This window comes from Bacillus pretiosus, assembly GCF_051294775.1.
GTDB classification, from domain to species: Bacteria; Bacillota; Bacilli; order Bacillales; family Bacillaceae_G; genus Bacillus_A; species Bacillus_A wiedmannii.
This window is the reverse complement of the sequence record NZ_JBPPHF010000212.1, coordinates 1-303: the sequence shown is the minus strand read 5'-3', so window position 1 is coordinate 303 and position 303 is coordinate 1. Positions and strand designations below refer to the sequence as shown.

The 303-nt window shown below is 34.7% G+C and carries 1 protein-coding gene; it reads left to right on the top strand.

What is annotated here, in order from left to right:
* On the top strand, nt 1-303 hold a 303-nt coding region (locus ACSG5Z_RS30565), incomplete at both ends, for a DUF2339 domain-containing protein (RefSeq protein WP_435712827.1).

Sequence of the window (303 nt, the reverse complement as noted above, 5' to 3'; positions counted from 1 at the left end):
GCAGGAGGAAGTATTACGGGTATAGTTTTAACGACATTTGGGGCGCATTATTTATATGGATTTATTCCAGCAAGTGTTGCGTTTGTATGTAATATTGCATGGGTCATTTTAGGTATTTATGTAGCGAATAGGTATCAATCGGAATATCTTACTATATTCGTAGCCGTAGGAGCGTTCTTCGTGCCATTCTTAGTAAATAGTACGACTCCTAATCCTTATATTTTCTTTGGATATGAGACGATACTAACACTTAGCTTATTATGGTATGCGTTGAAAAATCGTTATCAGAATTTATATATGATT